At 69.4% G+C, this 16,485-nt stretch carries 16 protein-coding genes and 3 tRNA genes; 6 read left to right on the forward strand and 13 right to left on the reverse strand.

What is annotated here, in order from left to right:
* The first annotated feature begins 114 nt into the window (after positions 1–114).
* Entirely contained in the window at positions 115–1,194 is a 1,080-nt protein-coding gene (locus tag AC2YHB_RS24325) for an NADP-dependent oxidoreductase (protein ID WP_036549247.1), read from the forward strand.
* A 78-nt stretch (positions 1,195–1,272) separates the two neighbouring features.
* Here AC2YHB_RS24325 and AC2YHB_RS24330 read toward each other — a convergent pair whose 3' ends face one another.
* From AC2YHB_RS24330 to AC2YHB_RS24355, 6 genes are all read right to left on the reverse strand, one after another.
* The gene (locus tag AC2YHB_RS24330) at positions 1,273–2,019 is read right to left on the reverse strand and encodes an SDR family oxidoreductase (protein ID WP_036549249.1); all 747 of its coding nucleotides are present in this window, start codon (positions 2,017–2,019) and stop codon (positions 1,273–1,275) included.
* On the reverse strand, positions 2,016–3,503 hold the full coding sequence (locus AC2YHB_RS24335) for a flavin-containing monooxygenase (protein ID WP_207007328.1): 1,488 nt from the start codon (positions 3,501–3,503) through the stop codon (positions 2,016–2,018). The genes AC2YHB_RS24330 and AC2YHB_RS24335 overlap by 4 nt, the downstream gene beginning before the upstream one ends.
* A gap of 69 nt (positions 3,504–3,572) precedes the next feature.
* On the reverse strand, positions 3,573–4,823 hold the full coding sequence (locus AC2YHB_RS24340; RefSeq protein ID WP_179648370.1) for a glutamine synthetase family protein: 1,251 nt from the start codon (positions 4,821–4,823) through the stop codon (positions 3,573–3,575).
* A 2-nt stretch (positions 4,824–4,825) separates the two neighbouring features.
* The gene (locus tag AC2YHB_RS24345; RefSeq protein WP_179648371.1) at positions 4,826–6,091 is read right to left on the reverse strand and encodes a YlbE family protein; all 1,266 of its coding nucleotides are present in this window, start codon (positions 6,089–6,091) and stop codon (positions 4,826–4,828) included.
* Entirely contained in the window at positions 6,085–6,804 is a 720-nt protein-coding gene (locus tag AC2YHB_RS24350; RefSeq protein WP_179648372.1) for an SDR family NAD(P)-dependent oxidoreductase, read from the reverse strand. Before AC2YHB_RS24350 ends, AC2YHB_RS24345 begins: the two co-directional genes overlap by 7 nt.
* Positions 6,805–6,916: 112 nt before the next feature.
* The gene (locus AC2YHB_RS24355) at positions 6,917–8,437 is read right to left on the reverse strand and encodes an AMP-binding protein (RefSeq protein ID WP_179648373.1); all 1,521 of its coding nucleotides are present in this window, start codon (positions 8,435–8,437) and stop codon (positions 6,917–6,919) included.
* A 155-nt stretch (positions 8,438–8,592) separates the two neighbouring features.
* On the opposite strand from AC2YHB_RS24355, the gene AC2YHB_RS24360 reads away from it, so the two are divergent.
* Positions 8,593–9,324, forward strand: coding sequence for a FadR/GntR family transcriptional regulator (locus tag AC2YHB_RS24360; protein WP_207007333.1), 732 nt, complete (start codon positions 8,593–8,595; stop codon positions 9,322–9,324).
* A gap of 15 nt (positions 9,325–9,339) precedes the next feature.
* Here the strand turns inward: AC2YHB_RS24360 and AC2YHB_RS24365 are convergent, their stop codons facing one another.
* The 3 genes from AC2YHB_RS24365 to AC2YHB_RS24375 all read right to left on the reverse strand — a co-directional run bounded on the left by AC2YHB_RS24365 (position 9,340) and on the right by AC2YHB_RS24375 (position 12,023).
* Positions 9,340–10,122, reverse strand: coding sequence for an SDR family NAD(P)-dependent oxidoreductase (locus AC2YHB_RS24365; RefSeq protein WP_179648374.1), 783 nt, complete (start codon positions 10,120–10,122; stop codon positions 9,340–9,342).
* The gene (locus AC2YHB_RS24370; RefSeq protein WP_179648375.1) at positions 10,122–11,048 is read right to left on the reverse strand and encodes an alpha/beta hydrolase; all 927 of its coding nucleotides are present in this window, start codon (positions 11,046–11,048) and stop codon (positions 10,122–10,124) included. Before AC2YHB_RS24370 ends, AC2YHB_RS24365 begins: the two co-directional genes overlap by 1 nt.
* 120 nt (positions 11,049–11,168) lie before the next feature.
* The gene (locus AC2YHB_RS24375; protein WP_179648376.1) at positions 11,169–12,023 is read right to left on the reverse strand and encodes a helix-turn-helix transcriptional regulator; all 855 of its coding nucleotides are present in this window, start codon (positions 12,021–12,023) and stop codon (positions 11,169–11,171) included.
* 177 nt (positions 12,024–12,200) lie between these two features.
* On the opposite strand from AC2YHB_RS24375, the gene AC2YHB_RS24380 reads away from it, so the two are divergent.
* Both AC2YHB_RS24380 and AC2YHB_RS24385 read left to right on the forward strand, forming a co-directional pair.
* Positions 12,201–13,064 carry an SDR family NAD(P)-dependent oxidoreductase gene (locus AC2YHB_RS24380; RefSeq protein WP_179648377.1) on the forward strand — a complete coding sequence of 288 codons (864 nt, stop codon included), beginning with the start codon at positions 12,201–12,203 and terminating at the stop codon, positions 13,062–13,064.
* 26 nt (positions 13,065–13,090) lie between these two features.
* Complete coding sequence (locus AC2YHB_RS24385; protein ID WP_179648378.1) at positions 13,091–13,894, forward strand: MBL fold metallo-hydrolase; 804 nt, start codon at positions 13,091–13,093, stop codon at positions 13,892–13,894.
* Between the two features lie 59 nt (positions 13,895–13,953).
* Here AC2YHB_RS24385 and AC2YHB_RS24390 read toward each other — a convergent pair.
* A tRNA-Arg gene (locus tag AC2YHB_RS24390) sits at positions 13,954–14,026 on the reverse strand.
* Between the two features lie 86 nt (positions 14,027–14,112).
* Here AC2YHB_RS24390 and AC2YHB_RS24395 point away from each other — a divergent pair.
* Positions 14,113–15,114 carry a phospholipase D-like domain-containing protein gene (locus AC2YHB_RS24395; RefSeq protein ID WP_036549270.1) on the forward strand — a complete coding sequence of 334 codons (1,002 nt, stop codon included), beginning with the start codon at positions 14,113–14,115 and terminating at the stop codon, positions 15,112–15,114.
* 64 nt (positions 15,115–15,178) lie between these two features.
* Here the strand turns inward: AC2YHB_RS24395 and AC2YHB_RS24400 are convergent, their stop codons facing one another.
* The 3 genes from AC2YHB_RS24400 to AC2YHB_RS24410 form a co-directional block, all read right to left on the reverse strand.
* Entirely contained in the window at positions 15,179–15,316 is a 138-nt protein-coding gene (locus AC2YHB_RS24400) for a hypothetical protein (protein WP_179648379.1), read from the reverse strand.
* Between the two features lie 178 nt (positions 15,317–15,494).
* Positions 15,495–15,585, reverse strand: a tRNA-Ser gene (locus AC2YHB_RS24405).
* A 103-nt stretch (positions 15,586–15,688) separates the two neighbouring features.
* On the reverse strand, positions 15,689–16,147 hold the full coding sequence (locus AC2YHB_RS24410) for a hypothetical protein (protein WP_036549272.1): 459 nt from the start codon (positions 16,145–16,147) through the stop codon (positions 15,689–15,691).
* Positions 16,148–16,246: 99 nt separating this feature from the next.
* Between AC2YHB_RS24410 and AC2YHB_RS24415 the strand changes: the two genes are divergently transcribed.
* A tRNA-Ser gene (locus AC2YHB_RS24415) sits at positions 16,247–16,331 on the forward strand.
* Positions 16,332–16,485: the final 154 nt, after the last annotated feature.

Consider the following 16,485-nt stretch of genomic DNA (forward strand, 5'->3'; position numbering starts at 1 on the left):
GATCATGCAATATTCCAAATAGTCGGCGCTCGACCGACGGCTTCCCTTGCCGCCCGCTCCCGCATCGTGAACAATTGGTCGATTTTGTGAACCTATTGGCGTAGTGTTCGTTCCATGACCACACCTCTGAACCGCCGGCTGCTCCTCGGCCGACGTCCGACCTGGACCGCCACCCTCGACGACTTCGTGCTCGAGGAAGTCCCCACCACCCCACCCGGCCCCGGCGAGGTTCTCGTCCGGGTGCTGTCGCTGGCCTTCGACCCCGCGATGCGCGGCTGGATGAACGACGGGCCGTCGTACGCGCCCCCGGTACCCATCGGTGAGGTGATGCGCGGGCACGCCGTCGGCGAGGTCGTGGCCTCCGGCGTCGACGCGGTGAGCGTCGGCACGCTGGTCACCGGGAACTTCGGCTGGCAGACCTACGCCCTCGCCGCCTTCGAGGAGGGCACCCTGAGCCACCTCGAGCACGTCAGCGAGGCGAGCGCGAGCAAGCCGGTCGCACGCCGGGTTCCTGACGGAGTACCGCCGACCTCCGTGCTCGGCATCCTCGGCACGACCGGTCTCACCGCCTACTTCGGCATGCTGGAGCTGGGCGCACCGCGGCCCGGGGACGTCGTCCTGGTCTCGGGAGCCGCGGGCGCGACCGGATCCGTGGCCGGGCAGCTGGCCCGGCTCGCGGGAGCCACCACGATCGGCATCGCGGGCGGGGCCGAGAAGGGCGCGTGGTTGCGCGAGGTCGCCGGCTTCGACCACGTCATCGACTACAAGTCAGAGGACGTTGCGACACGGCTCGCCGAGATCGCCCCCGACGGGGTCGACATCTTCTTCGACAACGTCGCGGGCAGGATTCTTGAGGCCGGCATCAGCAACATCGCACAGCGCGGCACCGTGGTCCTGTGCGGCGGCATCTCCAGCGGCTACTCCGACGAGGCCGTCGCCTACGGACCCACCAATCTCTCGACGATCACCGTCCGCAGCTGCACCATGAAGGGCTTCATCGTCACCGACTTCGCCGTCCAGTTCGACGCAGCATCGCGCCGACTGACCGAGTGGGTCCAGGACGGCTCCCTGGCGTGGGCCGAGGACGTGGTCGAGGGCGACGTCACCGACGCCGTCGCCACCATGAACCGTCTCTTCGACGGCAAGAACCTCGGCAAGCAGATCCTGCAGCTCGCGGTCCCCACGAAGGCCTGAGTCCCGCCCTCATACGACCAGGGCCCGACCGGATCATCCGGTCGGGCCCTGGTGCGCTTCGAGGCACTGACGTCGTCGTCAGTCCTCCGGGGTGACGTAGGCAGCTGAGATGCCACCGTCCACCACGAGCTCGATGCCGTTGACGAAGCTCGAGGCGTCGCTGAGGAGGAAGAGAGCCGCCCGGGCCATCTCCTCAGCCGTCCCGAAGCGTCCGGCGGGGATGTGCACCATCCGCCGTGCGACATCGTCAGCGCTGAACAACGCCTCCAGCATCGGCGAGGCAACTGGTCCCGGGCTCAGGCTGTTGACCCGCACGCCCCGGCGCGCCAACTCGACGCCGAGCTCGCGCGACAGGGCCACCACGGCACCCTTGGAGGCGGTGTAACCGATCTGCGACACCGCAGAGCCCATCCGGGCGACCAGTGACGCGGTGTTGACGACGGAGCCGCCACCGCCCGCGACCAGGTGCGGGATGCCGTGCTTGCAGCACAGCAACACGCTGGTCACGTTCACCTGCAGCGTCCGCTCGAACACGGCCACGTCGACGTCGAGGGTCGAGCCGTCGTCAGCGAAGGCGGCCCCGGCATTGTTGAACAGTCCGTCGATGCGCCCGAACCGCGCCGCCACGCCGTCGTACAGGTCCGCGACCTCGTCCTCCCGGGTGAGGTCGCAGGTCACGAAGTGGTCGGCCTCGGTGTCGTCAGCGGCGCGGAGGTCGACCCCGGTCACCACCGCTCCCTCGGCCTTGAGTGCCGTGATCGCCGCGCGGCCGATGGCTCCAGCGGCACCGGTGACGACGACGACCTTGCCCTCGAGCGCGCTCACTCGGCGTCCGTCCCGAACCACCGGGCCAACCGCAACCCGAGCAGGTACGACGTCGGGCTGTACGGCCACTGACTGACGACCTTCCCGCTGGTGCCCTGGAAGTAGTTGGCCACCTCGCCCCACACGGTCTTGCCCAGACGCCGCTGGAGACGCCGGTTGTAGAGGTCGTGGAGCCAGGTCTTGACCGTGATCTTCGAGACCTGTCCGGACGCGAGTCGGCGCACCTGCTTGGCCGCGAACCGCGCCTGGGCCTCGTAATAGGTCACCAACGGGATGCCGCTGGTGTTGGGGCCGAAGATCATGAAGAAGTTGGGGAAGTTGGGCGTCATCACGCCGAGGAAGGCGTCTGCGCCGCCCTCCCACTGCTCGCGCAGGACGATGCCGTCCTCGCCGGTCGTGCGGTAGGTGCTGATGAAGTTCGCCGCGTCGAAGCCGGTGGCCAGCACGATGATGTCCAGGTCGTGCTTCTCCCCGGTGGCGTCGACGACCCCGCTCGGCGTCACGTCGGCGACGGCATGCGGGACCAGCTGCACCTTGGGCGAGCGCAGACTGCGGTAGTAGGTGTCGCTGATGACGGTGCGCCGCGCCTCGACCGAGAAGTCCGGCGTCAGCAGCCGCTCCAACTCCGGGCGGTCGCCCATCTCCTGGTGGAGGTAGTCCCGAGCCGCCGCCAGCCTCTTCTTGTTGACCCGGCCGTCCACACGGGCATGGCTGGCGTTGTACTGCCTCAGGTCGTAGTCCAGGTAGAGACGGTAGCGACGGAAGTAGTAGACCGGCTTGAGCTTGTTCCACCGGCGCTCCGCCGGGGTGAAGTCGCGGGCTCCCTTGGGCAGCAGCCAGTTCGGCTCGATCTGGAAGACCTTGACGGAGCTGCCCTGGCGCTCGGCCTCGGTGACGACCTGGACTGCCGACGAGCCGGTGCCCAGTACACCGACGGCCTTGCCCTCGAGCGAGAGCTCGTCACGCCAGGTCGAGGTGTGGCACAAGTCGCCCTCAAAGACGGTCTCGCCCCGCATGAACGGCGGCACCAGCGGCGTGTTGAGGAAGCCGACCGCCGAGATGACCGCCTTGAAGGGCCCATGCTGGCGCCCGGCCTCGTCCCGGATGGTCCAGGTGCGCGAGGACTCGTCCCACGACACGTCGGCGACGCCAGTGCTCAGCAGGGTGCGCTCGTAGAGCCCCCACTTGCGCGCGACCCCCTGGAGGTAGGCGAGCAGCTCCCTCCAGTCCGCATGGGTACGGGTCCAGTCGTGCGGCTCGAACGAGAAGGAGTAGATGTGCGACTCGAGGTCCACCTCGGCACCCGGGTAACGGTTGACCAGCCAGGTTCCACCGATGTCGTCCGAGCGCTCGAACAGCACGAAGTCGCGCACGCCCTCCTTGCGAAGGGCCGTCGCCGCGGCGATGCCACTGAAGCCGGTGCCGATGATCGCGACGTCGTGCGGGCCGGCCAGCGGCTCTTGGTTGGGGGTGAGTGGCTTCACGGTGACCACCATTCGGAGTAGTTGGTTGTTTGGTCTAGTCTTTCGTCCTTTTGTGTGGACGTCAAGGGCTCAAGCCCGCTCGACATGCCTCGCCAGCTCAAAGGGAGTGATGTTCTCGTCGAGCCACGCGCGGTAGCGCGCCAGCTCCGCACGCCGGGTCGCCGCGAAGGCTTCCGCGAACCGCCGCGGCAGGAGGCGGTCGACGAATGACGAGTCCTCGAAGGCCGCGATCGCCGCGCCCAGGCTGACGGGCACGGTCCTGCGGCTCGGCAGGCGAGGCTGCGGGAGGGCGAGATCGCGCTCGAGGCCGTCGATGCCACCGGCGAGAACGGCCGATGCGCTGACGTAGGGGTTCGCATCGGCGCCACCGCGCCGGTGCTCGACCCGGGCAGAGGCGTCCGGACGCAGCACCACCCGACAAGCTGCGCGACGGTCGTCGTAGCCCCACGAGGCGCTCGTGGGGACCCACATCCGAGGGTCGATCCGCTTGAACGAGTTCACGTGCGGGTTGAACATCAGGGTCAGGTCAGGAAGCGAGTCGACGAGACCCGCGACGAATCCGGCGGCCTCCGCCGTCAGCTCGCCACCGGCGAAGAGGTTGACCCCGTCGCGCTCGAGGCTCGCGTGGACGTGGCCCGCGGCACCTTCACGGCCGCCGAAGGGCTTGGCCATGAAGGAGGCGATCAGGTCGCGCTCGGCGCAGAGCTCGGCAAGGTAGCGGCGAGCCCGGGCCGCGCCGTCGGCGGCATGGAGAGCCGGGCCGTGGGCGATGGAGACCTCGATGAAGCCAGCGTGCACCTCGGACCGTACCGCCGAGAGCGGATGCCCGATCGCCGCCATCCGCCGCGCCAGCTCGGCAACCAGGTCGGACATGGCGCCGGCCCGGGCGAGCCGGGCGGGGAGAGGCAGGTCACGGCCTGCGTCCGCCTCGAAGACCCACACCTCGTACTCGAACCCGAGCACTGGCGCGAGCCCGAGGGCACCGAACCTCTCCACGAGGTTCTGGACCATCGTCCGCGGCGATACGCCGACTGGATCCCCGTGATGGTCGACGACGTCGCCGATGACCGCCTCAAGGCCCGCCCATGGCAGGGAGACCCGTGTCAGCTCGTCGAGCTCGATGGAGGCGTCCGGATAGCCGTTGCCCGCGTGACCCAGGACGGTGTCGGTCATGTCCCCCGAGAGCGACACGCCGTAGATCGTCGTGCTGTGCGCCGCCCGGTCCCCGGGACGAAGCCTGTCCGCGCGGATGAGCTTCTCCCGGAGACCGTGCTCGAGATCGGGCACCTCGAGCCGCGCGAGCGGCACGTCCGGTGGCACGGTCAGGCCGATGCCTCGAACGCGGCCATGGCCGCCTCGAAGCACTCACGAGGCGCCCGGATGATTCCCGCGCCGATCTGGCCGCCGTCACGGCCGGCCAGTCCGACGTCCATGACGGGTGTGGTCCCCGTCTCCAGCACCTTTCGCGCGTCGATGGCGGTGGGCGTGCCGCGGAAGTCGAAGAGCGGAATGCGGTAGGTCGAGCTCTCGCCGTGCGTGATGTCGTACATCTGCCGGTTCCGCTCGATCATCACCTCGGCCGAGCCGCCCTGGTACTCCTGCAGCGTCAGCGCGCAGGCCTGGGCGAAGCCGCCGAGGCCGACGGTCTCGGTGATCGGGGACTCGCCGCCCATCCACGTGATCTCGTCCTCCGCGTGACCGGCGAACAGCTTGCCCTCGTGGACCGGCGGCGGACCCTCGAACCACCGGTCGCCCAGGCCGGCGATCTTGATCGCAAAGCCGCGGCAACTGAACGCCATCGCCGAGACCAGGGTGGAGCGCGGGACGACCATTGCGTCCGCCGTGACCTTCGCTGCCGCCATCGAGAGACGCAGGAAGAAGTAGTCGTTCTCCGCGAGGTGCACCATCGTCTCCCGCACGCCGGGAACCTCGTCGTGCACCATGTCGAGCACGGCCGGGAGGATCTCGCGGTTGAACAGCATGGAAGCGGCAGCGTTGCGGCTGTGGACCTCGTCGCCCATGCGCAGAGCCCGCGCGATGAGCGACTTGAGCGGAACGCCACCCGTGCGCCGGATCGCCTCTCCGACGACCGGCGCCAGCACGGTGTTCACGTGCAGCAGCCGCTCGTGGACGCCCTCGTCGTAACAGCCGTAGTTGAGCCGACGCGGCTCCTTGCCCTCGTAGAAGTTGCAGAACCCGATGTTTCCGTGGGCGCGGTTCTCCACGACGAAGACCGGCATGGAGGCGGTGTAGATGCCGGCGAGCGAGCCGACCGCGCTGTAGTCGTGGCAGGCACCGATCCGGATCACACCCGATGCGAACTTCGCCACTGCCTCGTCGCGGGACGCCGCGAGCCCCTCGAACAGGGCTCCGCCGATCAACGCCTCCCGCTGGCCGCCGACGTACTCGGTCCACGGCATCGGCGCCCCGGACGTCAGCACCAGGTTGTCGTCGTACCCGGGGATCACGTCGCGGGCAGTCGCGACGTCGACCACCCACGGGTCGGCCACGTCCAGGCGCCGGAACGCCTCGGCGTTGGCCACGCCGATCTCGTCGTCGAGGACCTCGACGGCGGGCGCGGTCACCATGCGACGACACCGCCGTCGACAAGGAGGGTCTGCGCGGTCACGAACGACGACCGCTGCGACACAAAGAACTCGACGACCTCGGCGACCTCGTGCGGCTCACCGATCCGGCGCAGCATCGCATGGGCGGCGGAGGCCTCCTCGCCACCGGACACCCGTGCCATGGACGGACTCATCGGCGCGCGGATGACGCCGGGGGCGACGTTGTTGACGCGGATGCCCCGCGGGGCGAGCTCGGCGGCGAGATAGCGCGTGTACGCCGCGACGCCGGCCTTGGTCGCGCCGTAGACCGAGGCACCGGTGAACCGGCCGAAGTGGCCCGTCAACGACCCGATGTTGACGATGGAACCACCCTCGCCCAGCCGGTCGACCGCGGCCTCGACGACTCGTGCCATGCCGGCGATGTTGACCTGGAACATCAGGTCGAGCTTGGCCTCGTCGAGCTCACCGACGAACGAGTCACGCAGGATGCCCGCGCAGTTGACGATCCCGACGAGATCCTCCCCGGCCGGCACCGCCGCGGTCACCGCGGCCTGAACGGACGCGGTCGAGGTGACGTCCATGACGACGAAGGGGTGGGCGAACTCGTCGACGCCCTCGGGAACCGACGACTCGAGGTCCGCGGCGACCGGGCGGTAGCCGCTCTCCGCGAGTCGCGCGCAGATGGCGCGGCCGATGACTCCGCCGCCGCCGGTGACGATGACTGTGCCAGACACTGTGCTGCCTTCCTGTAGTGGGCAGCGAACGCACTCGTTTCTGCCCATTTGAATGGGTCAATCGGCCTTTTCTGCGGCCAAGGCGAGCCCCATGGCACGCCGGTGGGGGCGGTCAGTTCACCTGACGGGTGCGACCGCCCCAGAAGTCCTCGCGGAGCTTGAATTTCTGCAGCTTCCCGGTGGCCGTGCGCGCCAGCTCGCTGCGGAACTCGATCCGCTTGGGCGTCTTGTAGCCCGCGAGCCTCTCGCGGCAGTGGGCGATGAGCTCGGCCTCGCTGACGTCAGCGGAGCAGACGACCAGCGCGGTGACCAGCTCGCCCCACTTCTCGTCGGGAATCCCGATCACCGCCGCCTCCCGGACGGCCGGATGGCCCGCGAGCACGTCCTCGACCTCGATCGACGACACGTTCTCACCACCCGTGACGATGACGTCCTTCTTGCGGTCCTGAATCGTCAGGTAGCCGTCGCTGAGCGCTCCCCCGTCCCCGGTGTGGAAGACCCCGCCTTCCTGCGCCCTCGCGGTTTCCTCCGGGTTGCGCCAGTAGGCGTCGAGGTTGTGGTTGCTCGCGACGACCACCTCCCCGTCCTCGGCGATCGCGACCCGGACCCCGATCGCCGGCGCGCCCGCCCGTCCCAGCAGGCGCGCCTGCTCCTGCTCGGACAGGTCGGCCCATTCGTCCCGCATCCGGGACATGGTCAGGAACGGCGAAGTCTCAGTGAGGCCGTAGATCTGAATGAACTCCCAGCCGAGCTCGTCACGGATCCGCTCGATCAGGCGGGTGGGCGGTGGCGCTCCCGCCACGACCACGCGGACCCGGTTCCGCCCTGGGACCGGCCCTTGCCAGAGACGTGCCGCCTCGACCACCGCTGCGAGGACCGCAGGCGCCGCACACATCAACGTGACGCCGTGCTCCTCGACCCGTCGCAGGATCTCCGCGCCGTCGACCTGGCGGAGCACGACGTGCACGCCGCCGAACCCGGTGATCGCGTAGGGCATGCCCCAGCCGTTCGCGTGGAACATCGGGAGGGTGTGCAGGTAGACCTCGGACTCGTCGACTCCGAGGTGCCAACCGAAGGTGACCGCGTTGAGCCACAGGTTGCGGTGGGTGAGCTGCACTCCCTTGGGGCGCGCCGTCGTACCGGAGGTGTAGTTGATGGTCGCGGTGGCGCCTTCGTCGCCCGCCCAGGGCCGAGGCTCTGCAGGGTTCGACCACAGGTGCTCGTCGTCCTCACCGAGGACGAAGGTGTGGCGGCAACCCACCTCGGCAGCGACCTCGCGCAGCGACGGATCGACGAACAGGACCTCGGCGCCGCTGTGTTCCACGATGTACGCCACCTCGGCCGCCGTGAGCCTGAAGTTGACCGGCACGAGGACACGCCCGAAGGCGCTCACCCCGTAGAACGCCGCCAGGAGCCGAGCCGAGTTCTGTGAGAGGACGGCGACGCGCGCCCCCTCGGGCAGCCCCAGCTCGTCGAGCGAGGCAGCCAGCGAGCGAGCGCGTTGGGCGAGCTCGCGGTAGGTGATCGGCTCCCAGGCGCCCGCCGCCTGCGGCTCGTCGAGGACTGCGGTGCGATCAGGGAAGACCGATACCGCTCGATCGAGGAAGTCGAGGATGGTGAGTGGGTAGAACATCGCTTCTCCACTGGGTGCCGTGCGGGAACTGTGGTGAGGACCCTACGGATCTATTGGACTAAAGACAAGACCCATAGACCATTTGATTGGCGGCGGAGCAGATCAGCGGCAGCGCGGCGGTGATGGAGTAGCCTGCGCCTGACGAGGAGGTGTCAGTGTCCGATCACCCGAACCTGGGGCCGATCCGCCAGATCGCGGCGCACGAACTGGTGCTGGACCAGATCCGGCGCTCGATGGACTCGGGCCAGTTCCGTCCCGGCGACCGGCTGCCAGCGGAGCGCGATCTCGCCGAGATGCTCGACGTGTCGCGGACGACCGTGCGGGCCGCCATCGCCGTGCTCGAGCGCGAGGGCCGGATCTCCGTTCGCCGAGGACGTGGAGGCGGGTTCCTCGTCCTGGAACCGACCTACGACCCCGCTGAAGCGCGTCACGAGCTCAAGCGCAACAAGATCGCGGTCCGCGACGCCTTCGACTACCGGGTCATCGTCGAGTCCGGTGCGGCGCGCCTGGCTGCAGAGCGGCGCAAGGCGGCCGACCTGCCGAAGCTCGCCGACCTCGTGACGCGGATGGACGAGACCATCAAGGCAGGTCGCGAGGACGGGGCCACGGGCCACGTGACCGAGTTCCAGCTCCTCGACTCCGCCTTCCACCTCGGCATCGCCGAGGCGTCCGGCAACCAGCAGCTCCTCGAGGCCGTCTCCCGAGGGCGTCAGCGCATGTGGCTCCCCGTGGGCGCGATCTTCGGCCACATCGAGGACAACGCCAACGACCACCACGCTGACATCCTGGCCGCGATCCGGGCCAAGGACGCCGACCTCGCCGCGGCGGCGATGGCAGACCACATCAACGAGACGCGGAAGACCATCGAGGCGTGGCTCAGCAGGTGACCGACGTCCTGCAGCTCATCCCATGTTGGTGAGCCAGCCTCCGTCGACGACCAGGTCGGTACCGGTGACGAAGGATGCGTCGTCCGACAGCAGGTAGGTGACGGCAGCGCACACGTCCGCCGTCGTACCGACGCGACGAAGGGGTACCCGGGCCGCCATCGACTGCTCCCGCGCCGGGTCGTTCTCGTAGATGCCGGCGATCATCGGGGTGACGATGGCTCCTGGACACACCGTGTTGGACCGAATGCCCTCCGGCCCGTACTGGGCAGCCAGCCCGCGGGAGAGGCTGATCAGCCCTGCCTTCGAGACCTGGTAGGCATCCAGGGCGCCATCCGCGCAGCGCAGGCCGGCGATGCTCGCAATGTGCACCAGGGAGCCGGCCCCGTGCGCGCGCATACCGGGCAGGACCGCCCGAGTCATCAGCATCGACCCGGTGAGGTTGATGTCGAGCACGCGTTTCCACGCCGCCGGATCGATGTCGACGATCGAGCCGTCCACGAAGGGCGGAGGAGGGAGGCCGGGATCAGCGAACCACGCGACTCCGGCCGCGTTCACCAGCATGTCGACGACACCGGTTGCAGAGATCGACCCGGCAAGGCTCACGACCTCTGGCGCGAGCCCCGAGTCCGAGATGTCACCGCGGCAGAAGGTGACCCCGTCGGGCAGCTCAGTCGGAGCCTCCTTGACGTCGACCGCGACGACCCGTGCACCCCGCGCAGCGAGATCCACGGCGATGGCGAGCCCCATTCCCCCGCCCGCTCCGGTGACGACAGCCGTCCGTCCGGAGAACGACGACATCACGCGGTCCCCACGTGGCGCTGGAGGAAGGCGCCGATGTCGCCGATGGCGACGGTCGCGTCGTCGAAGAGGTCGGGGAACTGGACGAAGCCGTGGATCATGCCGTCGTACTGGCGGTGCTCGGTGGGCACGCCCTGGGACCGCAGCCGTTCGACGAGCGCAAGACCCGCCTTGCCGAGCGGGTCGTACTCCGCCGTCAGGACGAAGGTCGCGGGCAGTCCGGAGAGGTCCGCATCGAGCGGCGAGGCGTAGTCCGACTTTGCGTCCTCCGGCGTTGAGAAGTAGGCGTCCTTGTGCCACTGCACCTCGTCACGGAAGAGCACGTAGCCCTCGAGCTCCACGTCGAAACCGCGGTCGAGGTCGAAGGTCGTCGCCGGGTAGATGAGAACCTGGCAGGCAAGTTCGGGCCCGTCGTCATCCCTGGCGAGAAGGCTCACGGCCGCCGCAAGATTGCCGCCGGCGCTGTCACCCACCACCGCGATGCGCGTTCTGTCGGTGGCGAGCTGGTCGGCATGGTCAACAGCCCACACCAGCGCTGCGTAGCAATCGTGCGGTGCGGTCGGGAACTTTGCCTCAGGCGGGCGGCGATACTCGACGCTCAGTACCGCACATCCGGACTCGTTGGCGATCGCGCGGCACACACCGTCGTGCGACGCGAGACTGCCCATCTGCCATCCCCCACCGTGAAGGTAAACGACCAGGGGAAGCACGCCTCCAGCTCGAGGGCGATAGAGGCGGACCGGGATGTGCTCTTCGCCCGTCGCCACTACCAGCTCCTCGACCGAAGCGACCTCCTGGACATCCATTCCGGCGAACATGCGCTCGAAGTTGTCGCGGGCGACCTCGACGGGCAGCAGGTGACTGTTTGGCTGGTCGCTGGCAGCTGCGTCGTCGAGCAGCTGACGGGCAACGGGATGAAGGGACACAGGGATCTCCGTCGGACGATAGAACTAATGGCACATTCTTTGCGCCTTTAGGCTAGGTGTGCGGATCCCGGCGGTCAAGCGACGTGTCGGCGACCCGGCGACGTCACGTCGCCGGCGCGCTCAGCCTTTGGTGGACGCCAGTGACCAGCTCGCCAGCAGTGCGAGGGCCCGGCTGGACGGGGACCTCGGCTCGGTGGTGTAGACGAAGAGCGTGGTGTGGGGGTCGCCCGGGAGGGTGAGCGTCTCGTACTCGACGATGAGGTCGCCGACGAGCGAGTGCCGAAGCGCCTTGGAGCCGTGCGTTCGCTGATAGACCCGGTGCTCGTCCCACCAGCGGGCGAACTCCGGGCTGTTGTTCCGCAGGTCGGCGATCAGCTCGGCCGTCGCGCGGTCAGCGGGGTCGTTTCCCGCTTCCAGGCGCAGGCTCTCGACGGTGGCGCGCGCCTGCTGCTCCCAGTCCACGAACAGCGACTGTGACTCGGGGTCGAGGAACATCCATCGGGCGTAGTTCCGCTCGCTCGCCGGCCTGCTCTCGAAGTCGGTGAAGAGTGCGCGGCAGAGCCGGTTCTGGGCCAGGACATCGCTGCGGCGGCCGAGCACCAGCGCGGGCGCGCCCTCCAAGGACTCGATGAGTTGCCGGACACCCGGACGGACGCGTTGCACGGGCCGGGCACGAAGGGGCGCAGCGGCGCTGTTGAGGCCAATGAGGTCCAGGAGGTGCGCCCGGCCTGCGGCGTCGAGGTCCAGGGCCCGGCCGAGCGCCTCGACCACTGCTGCGGACGGTTGGATGCGACGGCCCTGCTCCAGGCGGGCGTAGTAGTCGGTGGAGACGCCGGCAAGCAGCGCCACCTCCTCGCGGCGCAGGCCACGCACCCGGCGTACCCGACCGTCCGACGGCAGGCCGGCCCGGTCGGGCGCAACCTGCTCACGGGCGCGCCGCAGGAAGTCCGCGAGCTCGGTGTTCTTCTCCGCCATGTGTCCAGTGTGCGTGAACCGGGGGCGGCGGCGCCGAGCCGAAGGTAGGACTGGCGGTCCTCGGTTGCTCCGTCCTCGGACCAGCAGGGCGTGCGGAGGCCACTCGTGGAGCAGGTTGCGCGGCAACTCTGGATGCATCGGCCCCGACAGGGGGGCCTCACCTGACCGGAGGAAGTCATGACCCGTCCCACTCACCGTCCCGCCACCTGGTTCGTCACGGGCACCTCACGCGGCCTCGGCCTCGAGCTCGTCTCCCAGCTGCTGCAGCGCGGCGACAACGTCGCCGCGACCACCCGCTCGGCAGACCGCCTTGTCTCCGCGCTCGGAGCGGACGTCGGCGCCGGCCGACTGCTCCCCCTCGAGGTCGATCTCCGCGACGAGGAAGCCGTCACGCAGGTGGTGCGTCGGACCACCGACCACTTCGGCTCGCTCGACGTGGTCGTGAACAACGCCGGATACGGCTTCCTCGCGGCCGTGGAGGAGACGTCGAGCCAGGACGTTCGTGACATGCTCGACGTCCAGGTCGTCGGCGCCTACAACGTGCTCCGCGCCGCGGTGCCCGTCCTGCGCCGTCAGAAGTCCGGCCACGTCGTGAACGTGTCCTCGGTCCTCGGGCTCACCGCCGTCGCTGGCTGGGGGCTCTACAGCGCCGGCAAGTTCGCGCTCGAGGCGATCAGCGAGGCGCTGGCAGCCGAGCTCGCCGACTTCGGCATCCGCGTCACCATCGTCGAGCCCGGCTACTTCCGGACCTCCTTCCTGACCACGGACTCGCTGCGGCTCCCCGAGGCGACCAGCGACGCCTACCCCGGACTCCGCGCCATGGTCCAGGACCACCTTGAGCTGCAGGGCAGCCAGCTCGGCGACCCCGCGCGGGGTGCGGCTCGCATCATCGAGCACGTCGTCCGCGACGAGGATGCTCCGCTCCGGGTGCTGCTCGGCTCAGACGCGCACGCCTACGCCACCGCCAAGGTCGCCGCACTGCAGGAGAATCTCGACCACACCCGCGAGACCGCGCCGCTCACCGACTTCCCGGTCGGCTGAGGCGTCCGGACGCAAGGGAGGACGTCATGCGCATCGGGGAGATCGACCTCCACCCGCTGACGGACGGGACGTTCCGAGCAGGTCCGACCTACTTCGGGGACCACGTCACCGCCGAGAGCCACCCGGGCTTCTTCGGTCGCGACGGCAAGGCCTGGTTGCCGATCGGATGCTTCCTGATCCGAACCGCCACCCAGACGATCCTGGTCGACGCGGGGATGGGGCCGGCGATGCGGGACGACGGCGAGCGACGCCTCCTGGTGGGCGGCCAGCTCCTGCTGGGCCTCCGCGCGTCAGGCGTGCTGCCGGGTGACATCGACGCGGTCATCTGCACACACCTGCACGCCGACCACTGCGGCTGGTTGTTCGACCTCTCCGGCGCGCCGGTGTTTCCCCGGGCAGATCTCTGGGTGGGCGCCGCGGACTGGACGCACTTCGTCACGAACCCGGACGTGTGGATGTTCGACCACATCCGGCACGGCTTCACGGCGATGGACGGCGCACGCCTGCACCTCGTGGACGCAGACACGACGGTGGCACCCAGCATCGACATCGTCATGACGCCGGGGCACACACCGGGACATCTCTCGGTGATCGTGTCCTCGGGCGGCCATCGGGCACTCCTCCTCGGCGACGCCATCGTCTGCCCGATCCAGCTGGACGAGCCCACCTGGCAGTCCATCGGTGACGTCGACCCGCAACTCGCCGCCCGCGTCCGCGAACGGCTCTTCCGCGAGCTCGAGGGCGAGAACGTCGTCGGCGCCGGCGCACACTTCCCGGAGTTGCGATTCGGACGAGTCCTGGCGGGAGAGCTCCGACGCTGGGCGGGGTAAGTTCGCCCGAATGACGAAAGCGCAGGTCACCCGAGGCTGACCTGCGCTTTCGTGTCCTGCGCGCCTGTAGGGATTCGAACCCCAAACCTTCTGATCCGTAGTCAGATGCTCTATCCGTTGAGCTACAGGCGCTCGTCGCTGGGCGACCGGTAGAGAATAGCCGAGCAGGCACGCCGATGCCGAATCAGCGCGGCCTCCCCTTGTGGAAGCATGTCCACATGGCAGGGATCAGGCCGGAGGACCGGGAGCTCTTCGAGCGTGAGGCGGCCGGTCTCTACGAGCAGGTCCTCGCCGAGGGCGGCATCGCCGAGGACGACCCGCGGGTGTCCGACAAGGGGGCCTCCCGCCCCGCCTTCGACCTGCTCGTGCGACTCGGGCTGCTCCAGCGCGACGGCGGTGGTACGACGTGGCGGCCGCTCGAGCCGAGCAGCGCCCAGTCGCGTGTGGTCACCCCGCTGGGGACCGAGGGCGCGCGCCTGATCGACGAGTCGGCGCGCTGGGCGAGCGCCTTCGCGGGGCTCAGCCAGAGCTGGCGGCGCTCACCGGCGGCCAACGAGACGGGGCCGTTCCTGTACCTGCACGGTGACGCCGTCCAGCCGTACCTCACGACGCTCGTGAGCGAGGCCCAGGAGGAGCTGCTGACCGCGCAGCCCCAGGCCAACCGCAGCACCCGGACCGTCACCCAGGCGGCCGAGCGCGACATCGCCGCCCTGCAGCGCGGGCTCGTCATGAAGACGCTCTACCAGCACAGCGCGCGGCGCCACCCCGCCACGCACAAGTACGTCGCCCACGTGACCGAGCACGGCGCCGAGGTACGCACCCTCGACGAGTTCTTCGACCGGATGATCGTGGTCGACCGCCGGGTCGCGCTGATCCCGGCTCCGGACAGCCCGACCACGGCGGTCGTCGTACGCGAGCCGGCGATCGTCGCCTACCTGGTCGACGTCTTCGAGCGGACCTTCGCCCGCGGCCGGCCGTTCGCGAGCGGCGGGCAGAGCGTGATGAAGGAGATCGCGTCGGAGCAGCGCGCGATGACGATCCGGATGCTGATCGAGGGCCACGCCGACGCGGTGAGCGCGAAGCGGCTGGGCGTCAGCCCGCGCACGTACGCCGGCTACGTCGCCGAGCTCAAGGAGGAGTACGACGCGGAGACGCGCTTCCAGCTCGGCTACACGATGGGCCAGCTGGGCATCGCCGGGCAGGAGACGGACGGTTCGTAAGCGCGACCGACCCCGGTCCGGGCATCGCCCGGACCGGGGTCGGTGACAGTCAGTGGGCCCGCGGTCAGCGGTCGTAGTGGCGGACCACCACGCGCGACGGCCAGCCGGTGTCGGCGTCGGCAGCCGACGGCAGCGAGACAACGCCGAGCGAAGCGATTAGGGCAACGGTCGCCAGCGCGAACCGACGTGCGGCCTTCTTCATTTCCAGTCTCCTGTCGAAGGGGGCACCCGATTGCCCCAGAACACGCTCCTTGACTCCCAAGCGTGGTACATCATCCGCGCGGTGGCAAGGCGTGGTGACCCGTTATCACAACCGACACACGGATACCCGCCGCAACGAGAAAGATCCGCCCGGTTGCCCGGGCGGATCTTCGCTGCTGCGGAGGCGGAGGGATTTGAACCCTCGATGGGGTTGTAGCCCCAAACCCGCTTAGCAGGCGGGCGCCATAGACCAGACTAGGCGACGCCTCCTCCGCTCGGCCGGACGCGAGGGACCAGCCAGCGGAGCAAGGTTACAAGCACCGGCGTGCGGCACCCAATCGGCCCGCCCGCAACCGGGTACGCCGGCCGGGGCTCAGCGGTGGGCGCGCTTGAGGTGGTCGCGTACGTCGCGGGCGAAGTCGTCCTTGTCGCCGGCCACCAGCTGCACCGGGATCGTCGTGGAGCGCCCGTCCTTGAGCCGCAGCACGAGGCACTCGATGTCGCTGGGAGCGGCCGCGACGGCGTCCTCCACCTCGGTCCAGCGGGCCTCAGTGACGCCGGCCGCCCGGACCAGGCGCACCTGGTAGCCCGTGTCGGTCAGCCGCACCACGACCAGCTTGCTGCGCAGCCACCACGCGAGCGCGATCAGGCCGAGGACTCCCAGCGCGAGGACGACGACCAGGAGGTCGGCGTTGAGGTCGAGCGCGACGGCGGCGGCCGTCGTACCGAGCAGGACGACGGCCAGCAGCACGAGATAGGCCCCCACGAAGCGCGCCATCACCGGCGGCGCGAGCCGGTAGTCGGAGACCGACGGGGCGAGGGGGTTGCTCATGGGTCGAATTGAACAAGACCCGACCGCGGACGGCGAATCCGCCGGCTCCTCCTACACTCGTTCTCCGGCTCGTGTGTCGCTCCGGTGGCGACGGGCCGAGGAGGGGTGCCGGAGTGGCCGATCGGAACCGCCTTGAAAGCGGTCGTAGGGAGACCTACCGCGGGTTCGAATCCCGCCCCCTCTGCTGAGGCGCCGCGGAGCAAGCCTCTGCCGAGGGGGCGAGGGCCGGGCGCGGCGGCTGCTGAGGCGCCGCGGAGCAAGCCTCTGCCGAGGGGGCGAGGGCCGGGCGCGGCGGCTGCTGAGGCGCCGCGGAGCAAGCCCCTCTGCCGAGGGGGCGA

The sequence above is a fragment of the Nocardioides sp. SRI_004 genome, from assembly GCF_057586415.1.